A 17,390-nucleotide genomic window follows, 5' to 3' on the forward strand; every position below is an offset into this window, starting at 1 on the left:
GACTATCCTGGCTAACGCCATGACTTCGCCAGGACATTCGGTATACCTCGATCACGCCGCTGCGACCCCACTGCTGCCTGAGGCGCTCGAGGCGATGACCGCTGCCTATCGCCACGCCGGAAATGCAGCCTCGCTGCATGGTTCCGGGCGGGCCGCGCGCCGGCTCGTGGAGGAATCCCGTGAGTCGATCGCGGAATCGCTCGGCGCGCGTCCCTCTGAAGTCGTTTTCACCTCCGGCGGAACGGAAAGCGACAACCTCGGGGTAAAGGGAATTTTTTGGGCTCAGCGTGCTGCGGATCCACGCCGCAAGCGCATTATCGCGAGCTGTGTGGAACATCACGCGGTACTTGATGCCGTTGAATGGCTCGCGACCGACCAAGGAGCGGAGGTCACGTGGCTGCCCGTCACCCCTGAGGGCGCTGTGGAGTCGGCTGCCCTGAGTGCTGCTCTCGCGCTGGAACCCGACGATGCTGCATTGGTGACGGTCATGTGGGCCAACAATGAGGTCGGAACAGTCAACCCGATTGCTGACCTCGCCCGAATTGCACGTGCCGCGGGTGTGCCGATGCACAGCGACGCGGTACAGGCCGCAGGGCCACTGCCAGCGCGCTTCTCCGAAAGTGGACTGTCAGCGATGAGCATCGCCGCCCACAAGTTCGGTGGGCCGCATGGTATCGGCGCCCTGCTGCTGGGCCGCGACGTGGCTTGCGCGCCGCTGTTGCATGGTGGCGGCCATGAGCGTGATGTCCGTTCGGGAACGCCTGACGCGCCAGCAGCGGCAGGTATGGCGGCTGCGCTCCGTGTCGCTGCTGAACGCCGCGAACGCGCGAGCGCTCACGCCGAGCGGCTCCGTGACCGGCTCATCGACGGAATTATGGCGATCGCGCCCGACGCGCACATCAACGGTACGACGTCACACGACCGGCTGCCCGGTCTCGTCAACGTCACCTTCCCCGGTTGTGAGGGTGACTCGCTTCTCATGCTTCTCGACGCGCAGGGGATCGAATGTTCTACCGGCTCGGCCTGCACGGCTGGCGTCGCACGAGCGAGCCATGTTCTGATCGCGATGGGTCTCGATCCTGTCGTGGCGCGGGGGTCACTGCGTTTCTCGTTCGGGCATACCTCCGTCGACAGTGATGTTGATCGTGTTCTGGCGGCTTTGCCGCATGTGCTTGATAGGGCCCGCGCTGCGGGGTTTGCCAGTGCTGGTGCCAGTAGCACCTCGGAGAGGGGGTTGTAATGCGTGTTTTAGCTGCGATGAGTGGCGGTGTTGATTCCGCGGTGGCCGCGGCACGCGCCGTGGCTGCAGGCCACGATGTTGTGGGGGTCCATCTTGCGCTTTCCGCCGCGCCCGGAGCACTGCGGACGGGGTCGCGTGGGTGCTGTTCGCGTGAAGACGCCGGAGATGCGCGCCGAGCGGCCGACATCCTCGGTATCCCTTTTTACGTCTGGGACTTTGCCGACAAGTTCAAGGAGGATGTGATTGATGACTTCGTTGCGTCCTACGCGGCTGGCGAGACCCCTAACCCCTGCTTGCGTTGCAACGAGAAGATCAAATTCTCGGCATTGGCTGAGCGTGCATACGCCCTGGGCTTCGACGCGGTGGTGACGGGGCACTACGCCCAGTTGCGGGACGGTGTGCTGCGCCGCGCGGTCGATGCCGAGAAGGACCAATCGTATGTGCTCGCGGTACTCACAGCCGAGCAACTGGCGCGCGCGATGTTCCCGGTGGGTGACACTCCGAAGCCGGAGATCAGAAGTGAAGCGGCACGGCTGGGACTTTCCGTCGCCGACAAACCAGATAGTCACGACATCTGCTTCATTCCAACGGGCAATACGCAGGCTTTCCTCGGTGCACGGATCGGTGTGCGGCCCGGAAAGGTCGTGGACAGCGGGTCCGGAGCAGTGCTGGGTGAGCATGAGGGCGTGCACGGTTTCACCGTGGGGCAGCGCAAGGGACTGGGTTTGCCCGGGCCTGCTGCGGACGGTAAGCCCAGGTATGTGACGGAAATTGATCCGGAGACCTCGACTGTGACGGTGGGATCCGCCGCTGACCTGGAGGTGTGGACGATCACCGCCCGGGACGCGATCTGGACGTCCGGTGCGGCACCTGAGGGTGCTTTTGACTGTGTCGTCCAGGTTCGTGCGCACGGCGGAACTGCTGCCGCAACGGCGGAACCTGAGGGGAGTGGCATGCGGATTACGCTGGCCAGCCCGCTTACCGGCGTGGCACGTGGCCAGGCCGCGGTGCTGTACCGCGAGGACCCCGCCGGGGACATCGTGCTGGGCAGCGGCACTATCGCAGGCACAAGCGCACAGCGCTCTGGACGTGTCGCGGCCCACGCAGGCAGCACTGAATCTCGGTGAACGTCTTTGCAACCGCCACCGGTGCGGGCTCATGGCCGGGCACCGAGCCCCATGAGGCTGCACGAGTCATTCTCGGTGAACTGTCCGGCGAGGGATCGCTGCCGTATCTGCCTGAACTTCCAGCGCGCGGCGTCGGTGCGGACATGATCGGACGTGCGGCGGGACTGCTGATCGATGTACCCGTTGACGCCTCGCCATCGGGGTACCGGTTAAGCGCAAAGCCTGGGGCTCTGTGGCGGCGTGCGCGCGAGTTCCTGCTGCGTGACATTGATGCGTTCGAAGAGCAATGGGAACGGGGAGCGCACGGAAGCGATGTGCGTGCGGTCAAGATCCAGGTGTCTGGACCCGTCACGCTCGCAGCGAACCTCGAATTACGCAACGGCCACCCGGCGCTCGACGACGCGGGAGCCACCCGGGACATTGCGGAATCGCTGGCTGAAGGAGTGGCACAGCACGCGGCGGATTTGGGTCGCAGGCTCGGCGTGCCAATCGTGTACCAGATCGACGAACCTCAGCTCGCGGCCGCGCTGGAAGGGCGAATCCGTGGAGTAAGCGTGCTCCAGCCGGTGCGCTCCCTCAGTAGTTCTGAGGCGGAAACATTGCTGCAGAAAGTCATTCGCGTTCCTGACGCGACGATGGTGCACACGTGTTCGTCATCGGTACCGTGGGGTGTGCTGTCTCGACTGAAAGTTGCCGCGGCCGGACTGCCTGTGGAGGCGGAAAGCTCCCGCCTGGCGGGGACCGAGATCGATAGTATTGGCGAATTCCTCGATAGTGGCCGGACTCTCGTGTTCGGTGTGGTGCCCACCGGTTCGGGGGCCGCCCGGTCGGCGGAGGAACTTGCGCAGCGCGTCGTGGCTCTAGGGTCCGCGGCGGGCTTCGAACAGAAGGTTCTGGTGCGGCAGGCTGGAGTTTCCCCAGAATGTGGCCTAGCTGGCGTGTCTGCAGCGGCCGCGAAACGCGCGTCCGTCCTCGCGCGCGACGTCATGAAGCAACTCGCCGCCAGCTGTTGGACTGTCTCCGCCGATCCGCTATCGAAACCCGCTATATCGCGGCAATCGTTGCCGGATCGCGCAGCGGACGACGGGTCCAGCTGAGGATCCGGCGTCAATGTCAGTGCGCTGCGTTAATCTGCCGTGGTGGCTGATGTGACAGCGAATGAAGGTCCAGCGCCCGATGAGGCGCGCGAAGAATGGCAGCGGCTTGCGGAGGACGTACGCGGGCATCAGTTCCGCTACTACGTCAAAGACGCGCCGATCATCAGCGACGGCGAGTTCGATGAGTTGCTGAAGCGGCTCCAGGTTCTCGAGGACAAGTACTCGGATTTGCGGACTCCCGATTCGCCTACGCAACTCGTTGGCGGTGGCTTTGCGACCGAGTTCGCACCGATCGACCACCTCGAGCGGATGCTCAGCCTCGACAACGTCTTCAGCGAGGACGAACTTCGCGAGTGGACGCATCGCGTGGAGGCTGAGGCTGGCACAGACCTGCACTATTTGTGTGAGCTGAAGATCGACGGTGTAGCACTGAGTCTGGTGTATGAGAAGGGCAGGCTGGTCCGGGCCGCGACCAGGGGGGATGGCCGGACGGGTGAGGAAGTCACGCTCAACGCCCGCACGATCGATGATGTACCCGAGAAGCTGAGCGCAACCACCGATTTCCCGCTCCCTGATCTGCTCGAAGTGCGTGGGGAGGTGTTCTTCAGACTCGAGGACTTCGCAGCGCTGAACGCGGCCCTGACAGGGGAGGGAAAACCACCGTTCGCGAACCCGCGCAATTCGGCAGCAGGTTCACTGCGGCAGAAGAACCCGGCCGTCACGGCTCGCCGGAAACTCAGGATGATCTGCCATGGAATCGGCAAGCGCGAAGGATTCACACCGCAATCGCAGTATGAGGCTTATCAGGCGCTGAAAGCCTGGGGGCTGCCAGTTTCTGACCACACCATGCGCGTTCGTGGTGCGGACGAGATCGTCGCTCAGGTGCGACTGTGGGGGGAACAGCGCCACGAGATCGAGCATGAGGTGGACGGGCTCGTCGTGAAGGTTGACGAGGTGTCGGTGCAGCGACGCCTCGGTTCGACGTCCCGCGCTCCCCGATGGGCGACTGCGTACAAGTACCCACCGGAGGAGGCAACCACCAAGCTGCTCGATATCCGGGTCAACGTCGGGCGCACCGGCCGGGTCACGCCGTTTGCGTACATGGAGCCGGTGACGGTCGCGGGTTCAACCGTGTCGCTCGCCACGTTGCACAACGGTGATGAGGTGAAACGCAAAGGTGTCCTCATTGGCGACACTGTGGTCATCCGTAAGGCAGGAGAAGTGATCCCGGAGGTTCTCGGGCCTGTGGTTGACCTCCGCGACGGCACCGAGCGCGAATTTGCGATGCCGTCGGTATGTCCGGAATGCGGTGCCGTGCTTGCGCCGTCCAAGGAGGGGGACGTCGATATTCGCTGCCCAAATCAGCGAACATGCCCGGCGCAACTGCGGGAACGAGTCTTCTACATTGGCAGCCGTGGCGCGCTGGACATCGAGGGTCTGGGTTATGAAGCGGCCACCGCTCTGCTGGCCCACAAGGTGATCACCGATGAAGGCGACCTGTTCACCCTCACCAGTGACGATCTCCTGAAAACCGAACTGTTCCGCACCAAGGCGGGAGCGCTGTCCGCCAACGGCAAACGCTTACTCGAGCATCTCGAGAAAACGAAGTCACAACCGCTCTGGCGGGTCATCGTGAGTCTGTCCATACGACACGTCGGCCCCACAGCCGCGCGTGCACTGGCTACCGAGTTCGGGAGCCTCGACGCGGTCGCGGCAGCATCCCTGGAAGAACTCGCCGCGGTTGATGGCGTCGGGCCGACAATTGCGCAGGCCGTCACCGAGTGGTTCGACGTGGACTGGCACCGCGACATCGTTCGGAAGTGGGCTGACGCGGGGGTGCGGATGGCCGACGAACGCGACGCGTCGATCGCCCGGACGCTCGAGGGGCTCTCCATCGTCGTGACGGGGTCACTTGACGGGTTCTCGCGAGACGAGGCGAAGGAAGCAATCCTGACACGAGGCGGAAAAGCAGCAGGGTCCGTGTCGAAGAAGACCGCGTTTGTCGTTGTGGGTGACGCGCCCGGCTCGAAGTACGACAAGGCGGTTGACCTCGGGGTCCCTGTGCTCGACGAAGAAGGATTCCGGAAGCTGCTTGCGGACGGCCCCGATGCCGTGTGAACCCGTTGAGCCCCTCGTGACAGCCTCGCCGCCGCATTTGGTCATCAGACCGATAGAGGCACGCGACTTTGCGGCGGTGTCTCTGATTACCGTTGAGTCGTACCGGCCCTTTATCCGCCCAGACGACGACTATTTCGCGTTACTTGCGGATACGGAACGGCGCGCGAGCGCCTCGGAAATCGTCGTAGCCGAAGTATCTGGGCAGGTTGTCGGCTCACTGACGATGGTGGAGTGGGGGAGCCCGTATGCGGACGTCGCGCAACAGGATGAGCTCGAATTCCGGATGATCGCAGTGAACCCTCGGGCACGCGGTCACGGAGTGGGAACGGCCCTCGTCGAATACGGCATCCGCGTTGCGCGGGCGCGCGGACGCAGCCGGGTGGTGCTTTCCACCATGGACGTGATGGTCGAGGCGCGGCGGATCTACGATCGTCTCGGCTTCGCCGAAGCACCCGACCGGCGATGGCACCCGGCGATCAGTGTGCTGACGTTCCCACTCCACCGCGGGGCAACCGGACAGCGGTCACAGCAGAATAGTGCCGATGATCCCCGCAAGGTAACCGAGTCTCGCGACTTCTGACGGCCGGAAGTCCGGTCCGCCTGGGCGGCCGAGCACCAGCGCCATCTCCTTTTGCCCCAGTGGCGAAGCCACCAGCGACGTCGCCATGTCTTTCCACGGCCCCGGAACCCAATCGGCCTCCTGATCGAGCATGAGCGGTTTCTTCAGCGGCATCCAGGGCAGTTCCTTGGGCCGGGTTTCGGGCGCGCCGGAACTAGTTGCGACCAGATAGGTGCCGTGCGGTCCCTCCGCTACCACTGCCGCCCAGCCGACCCTGAGCACACTTGGTGCACCGTCGACCAGAACCTGGATCCGGTCGCTGCTTGCCATCGCGACCTGATCGATCAGCTCAAGCTCGCGGTGCGTGTCCAGCATGTCCGCGTAGGGGCGGATCGAATCGACGCTGACGCCCTCGAGCCTCTCAGCAGCGGTGATGAGTGTGTCCGGCAGCGAGCCGGGAGCCATCTCGACGACAAGATCGTCCACTGCGTAGTCCGAATACCGTTCGACCACGTCGAGGGAAATGATGTCGGCTCCGACAGAACCGAGCGCGAGCGCCAGCGCTCCCAGGCTGCCCGGACGATCCGGCAGCTGGACCCGCAGCAGATACGACATTGATGACGCCCCTCTCAAGCTTGCTGTGTAGCTCTAGCCATCGTCGCACCTTTGCGTCCCAATGTCCGACTCCACACTCGGGTTTGAAACCTCCCCGACCTCATTGGCGAGAACATGTGATGTCCCGTTCACGCGGAGCTAACCAGCGGAAATCTCCGGCGCACAAGACTTGATCCATGGCAGCTCCCACAAGGACTAATTCAGGCCGTTCGCCAGCCTCCACCGTCACAACATCGGTGGTTCGTGAGGTGGAATCGGGCCGTGAGGAAGATTTCGTGCGGTGGACAGAGGCAGGTATTTCGCTGGTGCGAACGTTCCCAGGGTTTCTGGGTGCTGGATGGGTACGAACATCCGCGTCCTCGCAGCGCTACCACGTTCAGTACAGGTTCTCTGACGCTGCGTCGCTCCGCGAGTGGCTGAGTTCTCCTATGCGCAGTGCCTGGATCGCGCATGGCCGCGCTTTCTCGAGGGAGGCCGCGGTGCATCAGCGCACTGGAATCGAAGGGTGGTTTTCTCCATCGGAGCGCGTTGACGCCGTCCCAGCCGGTGCTCTCAGCGCGGGCGAACCTTCGGCGCGGAGAGCTTCGCCGCCGCGGTGGAAACAAGCTATTACGATCTGGCTGGGATTCCTGCCGGTCAGTCTGGTCCTCAATGCGTTCCTCATGCCGCACTTAGGGGCGGCGAACCTGCTGTTACAGACTCTGGCGATGACTGCGGTGTGCACGCCAGTCATGGTGTATGTGGTGCTGCCGTTTTTAACGTCTCAGCTGGCTCGCTGGCTGTATCAAGACCCGCCCGCTGGGCCTGCACGGCGCGCGAGATGAGAGACGAAGGCAGCTACGGCTAGGCTAGGCGGGTCCACGTTCGCGAATTCTCCGGAAAGGGGCCACAGCAGTGCCTGCCATCTCCCGCGACGAGGTTGCCCACCTCGCCCGGTTGTCCCGGCTTGCGCTGACCGAAGCGGAACTCGACGAGTTCGCTGGCCAGCTCGACTCGATTCTCAACCACGTCAAGGCTGTCTCCGAGGTAGCTGCTGACGATGTTCCCGCGACAGCGCATCCCGCAGCGACCGCCAACGTCTGGCGTGACGACGTCATCCAGCCAGGTTTGACGCAGGAGCAGGCGCTATCCGGCGCTCCCGAGGTCGACGAAAGTCGCTTTGCTGTGCCTCAGATCCTGGGGGAAGAACAGTGACGGACGATGTGACACGGCTTTCGGCGGCGGAACTCGCGGACAAGATCCATTCCCGCGAGGTGTCTGCTGTTGAGGTCACGCAAGCCCACCTGGACCGTATTCGTGCGGTCGACGGGCAGTACAACGCCTTCCTGCACATTGCGGATGACGAAGCGCTCTCGGCGGCCCAGGCTGTGGATGAGGCGTTAGCACGCGGTGATGAAATGCTCTCACCGCTCGCTGGTGTGCCTCTCGCGCTCAAAGACGTTTTCACGACCTCCGACATGCCCACCACTTGCGCATCGAAGATTCTCGAGGGGTGGGTGCCGCCGTATGACGCCACGCTGACGGCTCGACTGCGGCAGGCCGGAATCCCCATCCTCGGTAAGACGAACATGGACGAGTTCGCGATGGGGTCATCCACTGAAAACTCGGCGTATGGGCCTACCCTCAACCCCTGGGGTGAGAAACGCATTCCGGGCGGTTCAGGAGGCGGCTCAGCCGCAGCGCTGGCCGCTTTCGAAGCGCCATTGGCGATCGGAACTGACACCGGCGGCTCGATCCGTCAGCCCGCCGCGATGACGTCCACCGTGGGCGTGAAACCCACTTACGGAACTGTCTCGCGCTTCGGGCTCGTCGCCTGCGCGTCGTCTCTGGATCAGGGTGGGCCGTGTGCCCGCACTGTTCTCGACACTGCGCTGCTGCACGAGGTGATCGCCGGGCACGACCCGCGTGACTCCACCTCGATCGACACGCCCGTCCGCCCAGTCGTCCAGGCCGCGAAGGAAGGTGCGGAGGGCAGCCTCAGCGGCGTCCGGGTGGGTGTGGTCAAGGAGCTGCACTCGGACTCGTACCAGCCCGGTGTCATCAGCACCTTCGACAAGGCGGTGGAAGCGCTGCGAGGTCTCGGCGCCGAAGTAGTCGAAGTGTCGTGCCCACATTTCACGTATGCACTTGCTGCCTACTATCTGATCCTGCCGAGCGAAGTGTCGTCGAACCTCGCACGGTTTGATGCGATGCGGTACGGACTGCGAGTGGGCAATGACGGGACCAGAAGCGCCGAGCAAGTGATGGCTGAGACCCGTTCCGCGGGATTTGGCAAAGAGGTCAAGCGACGGATCATGATCGGTACCTACGCGCTCTCCGCGGGGTATTACGACGCCTATTACGGCCAGGCGCTGAAAGTGCGGACCCTGATCGCACGGGACTTCGATGCAGCGTACGAGCAGGTTGACGTCCTGGTCGCGCCTACCAGCCCCTTCACCGCGTGGCAGCTCGGCGAGAAGGTTGACGATCCGATCGCGATGTACCTCTCCGACCTCTGCACGCTGCCCACAAACCTTGCTGGTCATTGCGCAATGTCAGTTCCAGCTGGTTTGTCCCCCGATGACGGACTGCCTGTAGGGCTGCAGATCATGGCGCCCGCACTTGCGGATGAGCGCCTGTACCGGATTGGTGCGGCATATGAAGCTGCGCGGGGGCCGCTTCCTGCGGCTGTCTGAGTGCGGTCAGCGGCGGCGCCACCGGAAGATCATTTCCGGGCGCCCCTGGCTGCCGTAGCGGGGAGCGCGATCAGCGACGCCCTGCTCGACGAGATGTTCGAGGTATCGGCGAGTGGTCACGCGCGCCATGCCAAGTTCGTCGGCGAGGTCACTAGCCGAAATGCCTGCCTCGGTATGCATTCGGAGAGCATCGACTACGGCCGTCAGGGTAGTTTCGCTCATCCCCTTAGGAGGGGGTGCACTATGCCCACCGCGCAGCGCGCCAAGTGCCCGGTCCACATCTTGCTGGGCAGTGTCAGTGCCGGACTGCGTGAGCTGTTCCCGGAACTCACGGTAGCTCTCGAGCTTCGCCTTGAACGCCGCAAAGGTAAACGGTTTCAGCAGATAGTGCACCACGCCGTAGGCAACGACGGAGCGGACGATCTGCACATCGCGAGCTGAGGTGATCGCGATGATGTCCACGAGGTGCCCACGGGCCCGGAGCCCGCGGCATACATCGAGGCCCGTCATGTCGGGCAGGTAGAAGTCCAGCAAGATGAGGTCGACATCATGCGCCCCAAGGAACTCCCATGCCCGGGCCCCGCTGCTCACAACACCTGCGACGGCAAACCCGCTCACACGAGCGACGTACTGAGCATGCGCGTCGGCGATACGCGCGTCGTCTTCGACTATGAGCGTCTTGATCAACGGTCACCCCTGCTTGCCGGGAGACGAACAGTCAACACGGTTCCCCCATTAGCCTCCACCTCAATTGTGCCGCTGTACTTGGCCAGTATCTGCTTGACGAGAGCTAACCCGAGCCCGCGTCCATGCGGCGCTTCCGCGGTTTTCGTGGACCAGCCGCGTGTGAAGATGTCGTCGATATGCTGAGAATCGACACCTTTGCCGGTATCCGTGACAGTCAGAACGAAGGCGCTTTCACCGGTCATCGCTGATACAGATACCCGTCGTGGCGGTGGGGCGGCGACGGCGGCATCGATAGCGTTATCGACGAGGTTGCCCACGATCGTGACCAGGTCTCTTGGGGAGACGTCCTGGATCGTGACGGCTGTGTCTTCCGAGATGATGAGTTCAACACCCTTTTCGTGCGCCTGCGCTGCCTTGCTGAGAAGCAGTGCCGCCAGTGCTGGTTCCTCCACCGCCCCGAGGACGCGATCTGTCAGTTGCTGAGCAGCCTGAAGTTCGACGGTCGCGAACTCGACGGCCTTCTCCGGCTGACCCAGCTCGATCATCGTCACAACGGTGTGCAGGCGGTTCGCGGATTCGTGAGCTTGTGCGCGCAGCGCCTCGGCGAAGCCACGCGCAGAGTCGAGTTCACCAGTAAGTGTTTCAAGTTCAGTATGGTCGCGCAGGGTCGTCACAGTGCCGAGTGTCCGCGAGTCCTTCTGCGCGATTTCTGTGTTCACCACAAGCACACGGTCGCGGAAAACGATCAAACGGTCAGCAACTGGTTCGCCGCTTGTCAGCAGCAGTGTGAGCGGTTGATCGAGCCCGAGTTCACTGACGGGTCTGTTCTCCGCGGCTTCGGACAGGCCAAGAAGCCGCTGCGCCTCGTCATTGGCGAGAATGAGCCGGCCCTCCGTGTCGACGATGAGCAGCCCTTCGCGGACGGCGTGCAGCACAGCATCATGCTGCTCGTACATCCGCGTGATTTCCGTGGGTCCCAGCCCGAGTGTCTGGCGGCTGAGCCGCCGGCTGATCAGCAACGTGCCACCAGCGGCAATGAGGAGCGCCCCGCCCGCAGTGCCGATAAGCAGGGGAACTCGCTCCCTGACCTCCCTTCCTAGCTGCTGCTGCAGTATGCCGATCGACACGAGCGCGGTGATCTCGGTGCTGCCATCAGTGGCGGGGCGGATGGGAACGACCGCGCGAACTGACGGGCCGAGAGTGCCCTCGTACGTTTCGGTGACGACCCCGCCCGCCAGCGCAGCATCGACAGAACCGATGTACGGCTGCCCGATGAGTGACTCGTCGGGGTGCGAAAAGCGAGTGCGGTCCGGCGCCATGAACACAATGAAGTCGCTCCCGGTTGCTGCGACGAGGGTCGATGCGAGTGGCTGAAGCTGAGCTGCCGGATCTTCACTGCCCAGTGCCTCATGTACTTCGGAGAGTTCAGCGAGGGCCGATGCAAGCACTAGTACGCGCCGTTCTGCGGCAGCTTCGCTGATCCGCCTGGTATCGAAGTAGGCGAGCGCTGATCCGGCGATCACGAGAAGAGCGATGACCGCCAGCTGCAGAGCAAAGAGTTGCTGTGCAAGGCTGAGCGGTCGTCGCATCGTCCAAGTGTTCCAGATCACGATGGAACCGGGAGATTCAGAGGCTTATTCCCATTCCCCAGCTGCCCAGAAGGAGGACTGCACCCGTGATCAGGAAGACGCCGATGATATTCAGCCACACACCGGCGCGGATCATCTGGCCCATGGTCACGTATCCGGAGCCGAATACGATCGCGTTCGGCGGGGTGCCGACGGGGAGCATGAAGCTGCATGTCGCGGCAAACGCAGCGGGAACGAGGAGCAGCATCGGGTCGATTCCGAGGCCGAGCGCGACTCCGCCGAGGACGGGCAGGAACGTCGCCGCGGTGGCGGTGTTGCTCGTCAGCTCCGTGAGGCCAAGGATCAGTAAGCACACGGCCGCGATCATCAGGACCGTGGGCAGCACGCCGAAACCATCGACCTTGGTTCCGATGTAGGTGCTCAGACCCGTTTCCTGGACCGCTTTCGCGAGGCTCAGACCGCCGCCAAAGAGCAGGAGAACACCCCAGGGGATGCCGGCCTGCGCGGTTTTCCAGTCCATGGCCATCGCGGCACGGCCATTCTTGACAGCCGCAGGAATCATGAACAGCGCAATCGCCGCGGCGATACCGATGGTGGCGTCATCGAGGTTGGTGATGAACGGAAGCCGCTCGGTGAGTGCGTCCCATTCCGTCAGCGGAGTGCGGAATACCCAGAGCATCGCAGTGGTCGCGAAGACGAGCAGAACAACCCATTCACCGCGTGACATCGGACCGAGTTTGTCGAGTTCGCGCTGGATGATTTCTTTGCCGCCAACGACGTTGGTCAGCTTCGTCGGGTAAATGACGCGAGTGAGCAGCACCCAGGCGATAAAGAGAAAGACCACGGCCAGAGGTACGCCGACCTTCATCCAGTCGGCGAAGGTGATGGTGATGTCTGAGTAGGTTTCCTCGATGAAGCCCGCGAGGATCAGGTTCGGCGGGCTGCCGATCAGTGTCGCAAGGCCGCCGATGGTCGCGGCGAACGCAATCGCCAGCATGAGGCTTGTGGCGAAGTTCTTTGTGTCTTTGTCAGCGAAGATGTCAGATACGGGCCCGGTGCCCTCAGCCGCCGAGTCGATGCCCTTTTTAGCGGCAACAAGAGCCAGGACACTGATGCCGATAGGGAGCATCATGAGGGTCGTCGCTGTGTTGCTCACCCACATCGACAAGAACGCGGTGGCAATCATGACACCGAGGATGAGTTGTCGCGGTTTCGTTCCCACAGCGCGCATCACAAGAAGTGCGATCCGTTTGTGCAGGTTCCACTTTTGCATCGCGAGCGCGATGATGAAGCCACCCATGAACAGGAAAACCGTTGGCGAAGCGTAAGGTGCCGTCGCCTCGGAGAGTTCGAGCACTCCGAGGGTGGGGAACGCCACGATTGGCACAAGCGATGTCACGGACAGTGGCAGCGCCTCGGTCATCCACCAGACTGCGATGACGATCGCCACGGCGGCAGTGATACGTGCGGCGCTCGAGAGCGCGTCGTCGGCTGGGATGAGTAAGTAGGCAACGAGGCCCAGAGCAGGCCCGAGCAGTCGGCCGAACCAGAGCCTTCCTTGAGGAAGCAGGGCCTCGTCTGCCCCCGGGCGGGGACCGGCAGAGCCTCTGGCTCGTTCCTCCGCATCCTCTAGTGTTGTGGTGGTCATAGGTGACACCTCCGAAACGTGACTTCGCTTACGTTGTGATCTGAATGTGTCAGCTACCACCCCGGCTGTCGCCGTTGTGTTCTTAATGGTCGCGAACAGCGAAACGTCCGATTCATGCCACGGCCCTGGTTCGACAGCGTCACTGTTCCGTCCGGATTCCCGTAAGGTCAGTACCTGATTGTCTGGCTGATTGCTTGCTTGCGTGATAACCGGAGGGTGGCATGCGGATAGGGATTCTCACAGGTGGCGGCGACTGCCCTGGGCTGAACGCAGTCATCCGGGCAATTGTCCGCACGAGCGAGAACCGTTATGGCAGTTCTGTCGTCGGATTTCGGGATGGGTGGCGCGGGCTGCTCGAGGACCGGAAAGAGCGGCTTCGATTCGACGACCGAGTTGACTCGATACTCGCGCGCGGCGGCACCATTCTCGGCACCGCCCGGGTGAACCCCGAAATCCTTCGTTCGGGGCTGGACCGCATCCAGCAGACGCTCGATGACAACGGCATTGACGTGCTGATTCCTATCGGTGGAGAAGGCACGCTGACGGCGGCACACTGGCTATCCGAATCGGGTGTCCCGGTCGTCGGAGTGCCGAAAACGATCGACAACGACATCGCGTGCACCGACTACACGTTCGGTTTCAACACTGCACTCGCGATCGCGACGGAAGCGATCGACCGGCTGCACACCACAGCGGAGTCACATCAGCGTGTCATGCTGGTGGAAGTGATGGGGCGCCACGCTGGCTGGATCGCACTGCACTCCGGGCTCGCCGCTGGTGCGCACCTCACCCTCATTCCAGAGCAGCCCTTCGATGTCGACGAGGTCTGCTCGATGGTCAAACGCCGTTTCCAGCGCGGGGACAGCCATTTCATCTGTGTCGTCGCCGAGGGCGCTGAGCCGAAACCCGACTCGATGACGCTGCGCGAAGGCGGTGTCGACGAATTCGGTCACAAGCGGTTCACCGGGGTGGCCCAGCAACTCGGCGCGGAAATTGAGCGGCGCATCGGCAAGGAAGTTCGTACCACGGTGCTCGGCCATGTCCAGCGTGGCGGCACTCCCACCGCTTACGACCGGGTCCTCGCGACGCGGTTCGGTATCAACGCGACTGACGCGGCGCATACGGGAGAACACGGCAAGATGGTCGCGCTCCGGGGAAGCGAGATCGAGCTCGTTTCACTCGGGGAAGCCGTCGACCACCTGAAGGTGGTCCCGCGGAACCGCTACGACGAGGCCGCGGCATTCTTCGGCTGAAACTCGAATAGACTGCTCAGTCATGACTGCGAGCCCCCGGATCGACGCTCCCCGAAACGGACAGACTGTGGAACCGCTTGAATACGACGAGGTCCTCGAAATTTACGAGCCTGTGCTCGGTATGGAGGTCCACGTTGAGCTGCACACCGCTACAAAAATGTTCTGTCCCTGCCCGACCACTTTCGGTGCCGAACCGAACACCCAGGTGTGCCCCGTGTGCCTGGGGCTTCCTGGTGCGCTCCCAGTTGTCAACAAAGCCGCAGTCGAATCGGCGATCCGGATTGGTCTCGCGCTGAACTGCTCGATTGCGCCGTGGAGCCAGTTCGCGCGCAAGAACTATTTCTACCCAGATCAGCCCAAGAACTACCAGATCTCCCAGTATGAGGAACCGATTGCCTCCCACGGTTACCTCGATGTTGTGCTTGATGACGGCGAGACGTTCCGCGTCGGCATTGAACGCGCCCACATGGAAGAAGACACCGGCAAGCTTCTCCACGTGGGTGGTGCGACCGGCCGGATCGAAGGCGCGACTCATTCACTGCTCGACTACAACCGTGCCGGCGTGCCGCTGATCGAGATCGTCAGCAAACCAATCGAGGGTGCCGGCGCGCGGGCGCCGGAGGTCGCGCGCGCCTATGTGGGTGCGTTGAGGGACTTGCTCAAGGCGCTCGACGTGTCCGATGTTCGTATGGACCAGGGCTCGCTGCGCTGCGACGCGAACGTGTCGCTCAAGCCGATCGGGGCGAAGGAGTTCGGCACCCGCACGGAGACCAAGAACGTGAACTCGCTGAAAAGTGTCGAGGTAGCGGTGCGGTACGAAATGCGCCGTCAAGCAGCGGTGCTGCAGGCAGGCGGCGAGATCATTCTGGAGACACGGCACTTCCAGGAAGCCGGCGGGACGACCAGCGCGGGACGGCCGAAAGAAACCGCCGATGACTACAGGTACTTCCCAGACCCCGATCTGCAGCCCGTTGAGCCCGACGCTGAATGGATCGAAGAACTACGCGGGACGCTCCCGGAGCTTCCCTGGATCCGCCGTGCGCGGATTCAGGCTGACTGGGGCGTGTCAGCCGAGGTGATGCGCGACATCATCAACGCCGGCGCACTTGACCTGATCATTACGACGGTGGACGCGGGCGCACCTGCCGAGGCCGCCCGCTCCTGGTGGGTGTCGTATTTGACACAGAAAGCCAACGTCGAAGGGGTTGCATTAGAAGAACTGCCGATCACCCCTGCGCACGTCGCTGCCGTCGCCGAGCTTGTCAGCAGCGGCAAGCTGACCAACAAACTCGCGCGTGAAGTTGTAGACGGTGTTCTCGCTGGTGAGGGAGACCCGGAGACGGTCATGAAGTCGCGTGGCCTGGAAATCGTGCGTGACGACTCGGTGCTCCAGAAAGCTGTCGACGACGCGATCGCCGCCAACCCTGGAATCGTTGAGAAGATCCGCAGCGGCAAGGTGCAGGCGGCTGGCGCGATCGTCGGTGCCGTGATGAAGGCAACCAAGGGGCAGGCCGACCCTGCGCGAGTCAAGGAACTCGTCATCGAAGCATGTGGGCAGTCCTGAGAAGCCTTAGTCTGGGCTGATTCCGCCGCCCCCGTCCGGCGGAATGATGAACACACGGTCATCACTGTCGACGGGGTCCCCGGAGGCCTTGTTCACCGTCCCGGCCCACACTTCGCCCTCAGGCCCCCGGGCGGCACCGTAAACCTGACCGTAGCGGCCTTCCACCGCGAACACTGGGTCGCCGGTGACAATGCCTGTCTCACTGCTGATTTCGACGAAGCTCACGGCTTCACCGCCAACGAGCGCCACCGCGATCTCGTTGTCCAGCGCCGCGCACTGCGAAGTTCCCGGCGAGTCGCTCCACACCCACAGGGGTTCGAGCGAGCCGGCGTCGCCCACGCGGACGAGGCGATCGCCGCCCGGCGTGCGGTCGGTCGCATACAGCGTCCCGGTGACGGGGTCCGTGCACGCGCCGCCGGTACCGGTGAGGCCGCTCGCGACGATTTGCGGATCGCCCGGGTTCGCAGGAGACGGCGAAGCGAGCCGCAGTATCTTCCCCGCGAGTGATCCGGGATTTGCCGCGGCGGCAGGATCTCCCGCATCGCCGGTGCGGATGACCAGGCCACCGGCAGCGTCGAACGAGATCGAACCACCGTTGCCGGTACTGCCCTTAGGGATGCCGGTAAGGACCGGACGGGGCGTGTCGCCCGGAGCGACACGCACGACCCGGTTATCTGAAGGCGTCGAGATGTAGGCGAAAAGCAGCCGATCCTCAAAGAACGTGGGGGATAGCGCGACATCGAGGAGCCCGCCATCCCCGCTGCCGTCGACGTCGATCTGGGTGAACTCGTCCGGTTCGGTCTCCGGCGCGACAGTAAGGACCCTTCCCGTCGTTCGCTCGGTTACGAGTGCGGCGCCGCCCCCCGGCAGCACGGTGAGACCTGCCGTCGGTTCAAGGCAGGTGGCTATCACGGCCGGATCGGGATCTACGCAGGGGCCCTCTTCTTCCGGAGCCTCGTCTTCAGTGGTCGGCGTCTGGTTGGGGTCGGGCGGAACGAGTTCCGCGAAACCGCCGGCGGTGGGTTCGGGTTCAAACGGCGATGCGAGCGAGTCGTCAAACCTCGCGCACCCGCTGAGTGCAACGAAACCGAGCAGGCCTGCTGTGACCGCCATGGTCGCCGCCGGACGTGCCCGATGCGCATGTGACATGCCACCAACGTAACCGAAAACACGCCGTCCTTCCGTGGCACGCCACTTGCCTACCGGACTCTGCCCCCC

15 protein-coding genes are annotated in these 17,390 nt (G+C 63.4%); 10 read left to right on the forward strand and 5 right to left on the reverse strand.

Annotation, left to right across the window (positions count from 1 at the left end; all coding sequences use genetic code 11):
• Positions 1-19: 19 nt before the first annotated feature.
• The 5 genes from FHU29_RS03185 to FHU29_RS03205 are packed head-to-tail and all read left to right on the forward strand — an operon-like array spanning position 20 to position 6,162.
• Positions 20-1,240 (forward strand): cysteine desulfurase family protein, encoded by a 1,221-nt coding sequence (locus FHU29_RS03185; RefSeq protein WP_064440133.1) that lies wholly within the window; start codon positions 20-22, stop codon positions 1,238-1,240.
• Positions 1,240-2,367 carry a tRNA 2-thiouridine(34) synthase MnmA gene (mnmA, locus tag FHU29_RS03190; RefSeq protein ID WP_064440134.1) on the forward strand — a complete coding sequence of 376 codons (1,128 nt, stop codon included), beginning with the start codon at positions 1,240-1,242 and terminating at the stop codon, positions 2,365-2,367. Before FHU29_RS03185 ends, mnmA begins: the two co-directional genes overlap by 1 nt.
• Positions 2,364-3,464, forward strand: coding sequence for a uroporphyrinogen decarboxylase/cobalamine-independent methonine synthase family protein (locus FHU29_RS03195; protein WP_064440135.1), 1,101 nt, complete (start codon positions 2,364-2,366; stop codon positions 3,462-3,464). Before mnmA ends, FHU29_RS03195 begins: the two co-directional genes overlap by 4 nt.
• Before the next feature lie 51 nt (positions 3,465-3,515).
• Entirely contained in the window at positions 3,516-5,582 is a 2,067-nt protein-coding gene (ligA, locus tag FHU29_RS03200) for an NAD-dependent DNA ligase LigA (RefSeq protein WP_157095090.1), read from the forward strand.
• Positions 5,583-5,598: 16 nt separating this feature from the next.
• Positions 5,599-6,162: a GNAT family N-acetyltransferase gene (locus FHU29_RS03205; RefSeq protein WP_232322951.1), complete on the forward strand. Its 564-nt coding sequence runs from the start codon at positions 5,599-5,601 to the stop codon at positions 6,160-6,162.
• Here FHU29_RS03205 and FHU29_RS03210 read toward each other — a convergent pair.
• Positions 6,106-6,756, reverse strand: coding sequence for an ACT domain-containing protein (locus FHU29_RS03210; RefSeq protein ID WP_064440138.1), 651 nt, complete (start codon positions 6,754-6,756; stop codon positions 6,106-6,108). The genes FHU29_RS03205 and FHU29_RS03210 overlap by 57 nt on opposite strands.
• Positions 6,757-6,932: 176 nt before the next feature.
• Here FHU29_RS03210 and FHU29_RS03215 point away from each other — a divergent pair, with 176 nt between their 5' ends.
• The 3 genes from FHU29_RS03215 to gatA all read left to right on the forward strand — a co-directional run bounded on the left by FHU29_RS03215 (position 6,933) and on the right by gatA (position 9,431).
• Positions 6,933-7,580 carry an antibiotic biosynthesis monooxygenase gene (locus tag FHU29_RS03215; protein ID WP_064440139.1) on the forward strand — a complete coding sequence of 216 codons (648 nt, stop codon included), beginning with the start codon at positions 6,933-6,935 and terminating at the stop codon, positions 7,578-7,580.
• A 70-nt stretch (positions 7,581-7,650) separates the two neighbouring features.
• Positions 7,651-7,950, forward strand: a complete 300-nt coding sequence (gene gatC / locus FHU29_RS03220; RefSeq protein ID WP_064440140.1) for an Asp-tRNA(Asn)/Glu-tRNA(Gln) amidotransferase subunit GatC — start codon at positions 7,651-7,653, stop codon at positions 7,948-7,950.
• Complete coding sequence (gatA, locus tag FHU29_RS03225) at positions 7,947-9,431, forward strand: Asp-tRNA(Asn)/Glu-tRNA(Gln) amidotransferase subunit GatA (RefSeq protein ID WP_064440141.1); 1,485 nt, start codon at positions 7,947-7,949, stop codon at positions 9,429-9,431. The genes gatC and gatA overlap by 4 nt, the downstream gene beginning before the upstream one ends.
• Positions 9,432-9,437: 6 nt before the next feature.
• Here gatA and FHU29_RS03230 read toward each other — a convergent pair whose 3' ends face one another.
• From FHU29_RS03230 to FHU29_RS03240, 3 genes are read right to left on the reverse strand one after another with little or no spacing between them, the layout of a single operon-like run.
• Complete coding sequence (locus FHU29_RS03230) at positions 9,438-10,118, reverse strand: response regulator (RefSeq protein WP_064440142.1); 681 nt, start codon at positions 10,116-10,118, stop codon at positions 9,438-9,440.
• On the reverse strand, positions 10,115-11,707 hold the full coding sequence (locus FHU29_RS03235; RefSeq protein WP_064440143.1) for a sensor histidine kinase: 1,593 nt from the start codon (positions 11,705-11,707) through the stop codon (positions 10,115-10,117). Before FHU29_RS03235 ends, FHU29_RS03230 begins: the two co-directional genes overlap by 4 nt.
• A gap of 37 nt (positions 11,708-11,744) precedes the next feature.
• Positions 11,745-13,355 (reverse strand): SLC13 family permease, encoded by a 1,611-nt coding sequence (locus tag FHU29_RS03240; protein ID WP_157095062.1) that lies wholly within the window; start codon positions 13,353-13,355, stop codon positions 11,745-11,747.
• Positions 13,356-13,576: 221 nt separating this feature from the next.
• Between FHU29_RS03240 and FHU29_RS03245 the strand changes: the two genes are divergently transcribed.
• Both FHU29_RS03245 and gatB read left to right on the forward strand, forming a co-directional pair.
• Complete coding sequence (locus tag FHU29_RS03245; protein ID WP_064440144.1) at positions 13,577-14,608, forward strand: ATP-dependent 6-phosphofructokinase; 1,032 nt, start codon at positions 13,577-13,579, stop codon at positions 14,606-14,608.
• A 22-nt stretch (positions 14,609-14,630) separates the two neighbouring features.
• A complete protein-coding gene (gene gatB, locus FHU29_RS03250; RefSeq protein ID WP_064440145.1) occupies positions 14,631-16,172 on the forward strand; it encodes an Asp-tRNA(Asn)/Glu-tRNA(Gln) amidotransferase subunit GatB in 1,542 nt (513 codons plus the stop codon).
• Positions 16,173-16,178: 6 nt separating this feature from the next.
• On the opposite strand, the gene FHU29_RS03255 is transcribed toward gatB, so the two are convergent.
• Positions 16,179-17,321, reverse strand: a complete 1,143-nt coding sequence (locus FHU29_RS03255; RefSeq protein WP_064440343.1) for a PQQ-dependent sugar dehydrogenase — start codon at positions 17,319-17,321, stop codon at positions 16,179-16,181.
• Positions 17,322-17,390: the final 69 nt, after the last annotated feature.

Origin of the sequence: Hoyosella altamirensis, assembly GCF_014191505.1 — a bacterium.
GTDB lineage: Bacteria > Actinomycetota > Actinomycetes > Mycobacteriales > Mycobacteriaceae > Hoyosella > Hoyosella altamirensis.

Bases quoted from the DNA above. Each gene is read 5' to 3' on its own strand.
- FHU29_RS03255 (WP_064440343.1), bottom strand. From the start codon at position 17,321: ATGTCACATGCGCATCGGGCACGTCCGGCGGCGACCATGGCGGTCACA.
- FHU29_RS03240 (WP_157095062.1), bottom strand. From the start codon at position 13,355: ATGACCACCACAACACTAGAGGATGCGGAGGAACGAGCCAGAGGCTCT.
- FHU29_RS03245 (WP_064440144.1), top strand. From the start codon at position 13,577: ATGCGGATAGGGATTCTCACAGGTGGCGGCGACTGCCCTGGGCTGAAC.
- FHU29_RS03215 (WP_064440139.1), top strand. From the start codon at position 6,933: ATGGCAGCTCCCACAAGGACTAATTCAGGCCGTTCGCCAGCCTCCACC.
- FHU29_RS03210 (WP_064440138.1), bottom strand. From the start codon at position 6,756: ATGTCGTATCTGCTGCGGGTCCAGCTGCCGGATCGTCCGGGCAGCCTG.
- mnmA (WP_064440134.1), top strand. From the start codon at position 1,240: ATGCGTGTTTTAGCTGCGATGAGTGGCGGTGTTGATTCCGCGGTGGCC.
- FHU29_RS03185 (WP_064440133.1), top strand. From the start codon at position 20: ATGACTTCGCCAGGACATTCGGTATACCTCGATCACGCCGCTGCGACC.
- FHU29_RS03235 (WP_064440143.1), bottom strand. From the start codon at position 11,707: ATGCGACGACCGCTCAGCCTTGCACAGCAACTCTTTGCTCTGCAGCTG.
- gatB (WP_064440145.1), top strand. From the start codon at position 14,631: ATGACTGCGAGCCCCCGGATCGACGCTCCCCGAAACGGACAGACTGTG.